This is a genomic window from Pseudomonas sp. FYR_5 (assembly GCF_043106315.1).
Classification (GTDB): Bacteria; Pseudomonadota; Gammaproteobacteria; order Pseudomonadales; family Pseudomonadaceae; genus Aquipseudomonas; species Aquipseudomonas putida_Y.
This window is the reverse complement of record NZ_JBICMK010000027.1, coordinates 1-5,868: the sequence shown is the minus strand read 5'-3', so window position 1 is coordinate 5,868 and position 5,868 is coordinate 1. Positions and strand designations below refer to the sequence as shown.

Annotated in this window: 4 protein-coding genes and 1 pseudogene; all 5 read left to right on the top strand. The window is 55.3% G+C overall.

Annotated features, from left to right (window positions below; genetic code table 11):
• Positions 1–2,241: RHS repeat-associated core domain-containing protein (locus ACF8RA_RS03040; RefSeq protein ID WP_392514935.1), on the top strand; the 2,241-nt coding region annotated here is incomplete at its 5' end.
• Positions 2,242–2,253: 12 nt separating this feature from the next.
• On the top strand, positions 2,254–2,919 hold the full coding sequence (locus ACF8RA_RS03035) for an Imm26 family immunity protein (RefSeq protein ID WP_176684524.1): 666 nt from the start codon (positions 2,254–2,256) through the stop codon (positions 2,917–2,919).
• Positions 2,920–3,209: 290 nt separating this feature from the next.
• Positions 3,210–3,857 (top strand): annotated as a pseudogene (locus tag ACF8RA_RS03030) (type IV secretion protein Rhs); the annotation flags it as partial.
• Between the two features lie 86 nt (positions 3,858–3,943).
• The gene (gene tnpB, locus ACF8RA_RS03025) at positions 3,944–4,303 is read left to right on the top strand and encodes an IS66 family insertion sequence element accessory protein TnpB (protein ID WP_012270248.1); all 360 of its coding nucleotides are present in this window, start codon (positions 3,944–3,946) and stop codon (positions 4,301–4,303) included.
• Between the two features lie 18 nt (positions 4,304–4,321).
• Positions 4,322–5,851: an IS66 family transposase gene (gene tnpC / locus ACF8RA_RS03020; RefSeq protein ID WP_103469035.1), complete on the top strand. Its 1,530-nt coding sequence runs from the start codon at positions 4,322–4,324 to the stop codon at positions 5,849–5,851.
• Positions 5,852–5,868 lie beyond the last annotated feature (17 nt).

The window sequence follows — 5,868 nt, the reverse complement described above, 5'->3', positions numbered from 1 at the left end:
GTAACGGACGCGCTGAACCAGACCACCACGCTGGCGCGCAAGCCCGACGGTGAAGTGCTGCGCATCAGCCACCCGGACGGCACCACGGAAAGCTTCACCTACAACGTCTACGGGCAGGTGCTCAGCCACACCGACGGCAAGGGCCAGACCACCCGCCTGATGCGCACGGCCCGTGGCCTGCCGAGCAGCCGCCAGGATGCCAAGGGCCAACGGGTTCGCTACGAGTACGACAAGGCCATTCGCCTGACCGCGCTGGTCAACGAGAACAACGCCACGTACAGCTTTGCCTACGACGCTTCGGACCGGCTGAGCGAAGAAGTGCGGGTGGATAACCTGACCCGGCGTTTCAGCTACGACGTCGGTGGCCATCTCACACGACTGGATGAGATTGGCTATGGCGAAAATGCCGAGCGGCCCGAGCGCCATACGCTGTTCGAACGTGATGCCATTGGTCGCCTGATCGCCAAACTGAATAGCGACGCACAACAGCGATTCACCTATGACGACGGTGACCGGCTGCTGAGCATCGAGCGGGAACCGAGCGGGATCGGCAAGCAGCTTGGGATCACAGAAGAGAAGCTGGAATACACCTACGATCTGCTCGGCCGTCTGACCAAAGAAATCACCCCTGACGGCACGCTCAGCTACGAGTACGACCCGCTCAGCAACCTGACCACGCTGATCCTCCCGGATGGGCGCAAGGTCAATCACCTGTACTACGGCAGCGGCCACCTGCACCAGCTGAACCTGGATGGTCAGGTGATCAGCGACATGGAGCGCGATGACCTGCACCGCGAGGTGTACCGGACCCAGGGCAAGCTCACCAGTTGCTTCGGTTATGACGCCATGGGGCGCAAGGCCTGGCAGTTTGCCTCGACCTTGCCGGCCGACAAGCTTTCGCAGGTGCATAACACTGGCATCAATACCTCGTTGCTGGTCGAGCACGCCTACAACCCGATCCACCGCCGTTACCAGTACGACCCGGCCGGTGAACTGGTGCGTACGCTGGACAAGCTGCGTGGCGAGATCAAGTACGAGTACGAAGCCAACGGCCAATTGCGCAGTCGTGATACCGGCTCGTTGATCGGCAGCGAGGAATTCCGCTACGACCCGGCAGCCAACCGCCTGGACTTCAATGCGCGGCAGTTCGACAAGGTCAAGGACAACCGGATCAAACAGTGGCGGGATCAGGAATACCGCTACGATCCGTGGGGCAACCTGATAGAGAAACGCTCTGGGCACAGCAAGCTGCAGCACTTCGCCTATGACTGTGAGAACCGGCTGGTGCGGGCGGAGACGTTGGTCAATGGCAAGCTGGAAAGCCGAGGCGAGTACCGGTACGACAGCCTTGGGCGGCGGGTGGCCAAGCAGGCTGAAATCAAGGGCGAGGTCGAACAGAAGCGCTTTCTCTGGCAGGGGCTGAGGATGCTGCGTGAGGAGACGCCTGCGAAGAGCATCTTGTACCTGTACGAGCCGGGTAGCTATGCGCCGTTGGCGCGGGTTGATCAGGTTGAAGGGGAAGGGCAGAAGGTCTATTACTTCCATACTGACCAGATTGGTACGCCGTTGGAGTTGACGGACAGTGACGGCAAAATCGTTTGGCAGGCGACATATCGTTCGTGGGGAGCGTTAGAGCAACTGGTTATCGGTGAGGTCGAGCAGAACCTTCGGTTCCAGGGCCAGTACTTGGATGAAGAATCGACTTTGCACTACAATACCTTCCGTTATTATGACTCTACAGGTGGGAGGTATATTTCTCAGGACCCAATTGGAATCGACGGTGGATTTAATCTCTACTTCTATGCCCCCAGTCCTGTTGCTTGGGTCGACCCTTTAGGATGGGTGGCAGAAACTGCACCTGGCTATTTTGTTTACGCACTTTATGATAAAGGGGCTAAAGATCCTTACTACATTGGAATCACCGACAACGTAACTAGGCGCCGTGGTGAGCATGTTGCTAGTGGCAGACTGAATGGTGGAAAGATGAAGGTCCTTGATCGTAATGTCACCTACGGGCAGGCGCGAGGCTACGAACAAGCTTACATCGAGCATCACGGCACCAAAACTGGTGTTGTAGGTGAGGCTATATCTGACACCAATAGAGGTAATAAGATTAATTCGTACGACCATCAGAGTAAAATGAGATCCGCAACTCGCCAGCAGTACTTTGAAAATAGCTTCAATGAAAAGACATCAAATCTCGGCGGAAAAAAATCAATGTCGAGCTCCATAGCCTGCTGAGGAGTTTTAACGATGGGGTGGTGGAATGCACCGAACCAAACTGAATTGATTATTGGCGATATTCCCTTGGATCGGATTGGGAATCTGTTGGAGGAACTGCAGGAAATATATCTCGAATCTTTAGGGCGGCGGCCGACGATTGATGAGGTACGGTATATGATTGAATTATCTCTCAAAGTTAATGGTCCCGGCTTGTTTCACGAACTGCAAACCAGTTCAGCTAATCATGAGGATGTTCTAGTGCGCAAAAATAAAGCTGTCAAGTACTCTGCAGGTGATGTTGTTGCCTTCAAGATTGATGAGGAATTATATGGGTTTGCGAGGCTGATAAAGAAGATTGAATTAGGTTATGTATCTGAAATCTACTCTGAAACAGCTGCTTCGCCCAGTGAAGGTCTATCTGTCATAAATAAAATAAAAAAATTCCCGGCTATATTGGATACTTTTTCGTTATTGGAAATGGGGGAGGGGGAGTGGTGTGTGGTTGGTAATGCGAAAGGGGAAAATGATGAGAAAGTGGACGGGCTGAGATTTGTGTTCGGAACTGCTCCATATGACTTGAAAAGCATAGATGTTAATGAGAATGAGCAAAAAATATCGGAAGACGATTCTACAGGGTTGCCTCCATACGAGCAGATGGGAGATGAAGACGTCAAGGAGCTCTTTGAAGACGATTGATATTTGAAAAGTAGTTTTGATGCGTGCGTAGTGATTTTAGTGTTTTTTTGCTTGCTTGGCATGTGCGGGTGAATATATAGGGTGCATGAATTTTAAGCTTTAGTTTCTGTTGTGTTGATGCATCTGGCGCTTATTTTTAGATGCGGGAATAGTGATTTTTTGGCAGGGGCCTTTGGTCCCAGCGAACGATCTTTAACATCATTGAAGCAGAAGCGGGTGCCGACTTTGTTCATTCGCTTTTTAAAGGGATGCTTCGCCTCTCGGGCGAAATCGACAGCCGCTAGTGTTTCCACAACGTCTACGGTCAGGTACTCAGCCACACCGACGGCAAGGGCCAGACCACCCGCCTGATGCGCACGGCCCGCGGCCTGCCGAGCAGCCGCCAGGATGCCAAGGGCCAACGGGTTCGCTACGAGTACGACAAGGCCATTCGCCTGACCGCGCTGGTCAACGAGAACAACGCCACGTACAGCTTTGCCTACGACGCTTCGGACCGGCTGAGCGAAGAAGTGCGGGTGGATAACCTGACCCGGCGTTTCAGCTACGACGTCGGTGGCCATCTCACACGACTGGATGAGATTGGCTATGGCGAAAATGCCGAGCGGCCCGAGCGCCATACGCTGTTCGAGCGTGATGCCATTGGCCGTTTGGTCGCCAAGATCAACCGTGATGCGAGCCAGACATTCGCATACGACGACGGCGACCGGTTGCTGAGCATCGAGCGGCAACCGAGCGGGATCGGCAAGCAGCTTGGGATCACGGAAGAAAAGCTTGAGTACGCCTACGATCTGCTCGGTCGGCTGACCAAAGAAATCACCCCTGACGGCACGCTTGGCTACGAGTACGACCCGCTCAGCAACCTGACCACGCTGACCCTGCCGGATGGGCGTAAGGTCAATCACCTGTATTACGGCAGTGGCCACCTGCACCAGCTGAACCGTAAGCGCTCCATGAACCCCACATTCAAAGCGCTCAGCTGATCCCCAATGCTGTGCTCCCGATTTCTTTCTGGAGCCCGCACGCCATGATGCGTCCCGACGCCAAAGTCGAAAAAGTCTATCTCTACCCCAAGCCCGTCGACTTCCGAAAATCCATTGATGGCTTGGCGGCGCTGGTCGAGTTGGACATCAAGGTGGCGGTGTTCGACCCCGTGCTCTTCGTATTTCTCAACAAATCCCGCAACCGTGTGAAGATCTTGTACTGGGAGCGCAACGGCTTCTGTCTTTGGCTCAAGCGCCTGGAATCCGAGCGATTCAAAACATCACCTGACGCCACCGACGAAGCGATTGTCCTCACCGTCCAGGAACTGAACTGGTTACTCGACGGTTTTGACCTCTGGCGCAATCGCCCGCATCAGGTTTTGACGCCGCGATTCGTCGCCTGATTCGTTATAATCCGGGGCATGATTTCCATGCCCGAAGACCTTCCCGATGACCCCGTACTGCTCAAGCAGATGCTTGCGCAGTTATTGATGGAGCGCACGGTCGATAAGGGCCAGATCGTCGATCTCAAAGAGCAGGTCAAGCTACTGCGCGACCGTCTGTTCAGTCGCAAGTCCGAGCAGACCGTTGAAACCAACACGCCGCAGCTCGCGTTGTTCAACGAACCGGAAAGCCTGTCGATACCTCCGGTCGATGACGACGAAGAAGTGGTCGCGCCAACACTGCGTCGTGGCAAGCGCAAACCGCTGTCCGCTGACCTGCCGCGCATTGAAGTCATCCACGAACTGCCCGAACACGAGCAGGCCTGTGCCTGTGGTTGCCGCAAACACGTGATCGGTGAAGAAACCAGCGAGCAGCTGGATATCGTGCCGATGCAGATCCGGGTGCTCAAACACATCCGTAAAATTTACGGTTGCCGTGGTTGTGAAGCCGCTCCGGTCACCGCTGACAAACCCGCACAGTTGATCGAGAAGAGCATGGCCAGCCCGAGCGTGCTGGCCATGCTGTTGGCCACCAAGTATGTCGATGGCTTGCCGCTGCACCGTTTTGAAACGGTGCTGAGCCGACACGGTATCGAGATTCCGCGCCAGACTTTGGCGCGCTGGGTGATTCAGTGCGGTGAGCACCTGCAACCACTGCTGAATCTGATGCGCGACCGGTTGCTGGAAAGCCCGGTCATCCATTGCGATGAAACCCGCGTCCAAGTTCTTAAAGAACCGGATCGAGACCCGACCAGCCAATCCTGGATGTGGGTGCAAGCCAGTGGGCCACCGGATCGGAAAGTCGTGCTGTTCGACTACACCTCCAGCCGTGCGCAGGAGGTGCCGTTGCGCTTGCTGGAAAGTTATCGCGGCTATGTGATGACGGACGATTACGCCGGCTACAACGCCTTGGCGTTGCAGCCGGGTGTCGAACGATTGGCGTGCATGGCGCATGCGCGTCGCAAGTTTGTTGAAGCTCAGAAAGTGCAGCCCAAGGGCAAAGCCGGACGCGCGGATATGGCGCTGTCATTGATCAATAAGCTATATGGCATTGAGCGTGAACTGAAGGACGCCAGTGATGAGCAGCGATTGACTGGCCGGCAGGAGAAGAGCCTGCCGATCCTGGGGCAGTTGAAAAGTTGGCTGGACAAAACGCAGCCACATGTGACGTCGCAAAGTGTGCTCGGCAAGGCGGTGAATTACCTGGCGAGCAATTGGAGTCGGCTGGAGCGTTATGTGGAGGCTGGGTATTTGCCGATCGACAATAACCCGGCAGAGCGCGCAATAAAGCCATTTGTGATTGGCCGCAAAGCCTGGCTGTTCAGCGACACGCCCAAGGGTGCCGCCGCCAGTGCTCAGCTCTACAGTTTAGTCGAGACCGCCAAGATCAACGGCCAGGAGCCCTATACGTGGCTGCGCCACGTACTGGAGCGGCTGCCCCATGCGCAGTCGGTGGCAGATTATGAAGCGCTGTTGCCGTGGAACGGTTCACCGGAAATGCCACGTTAAACGATGGCCTCACCTTG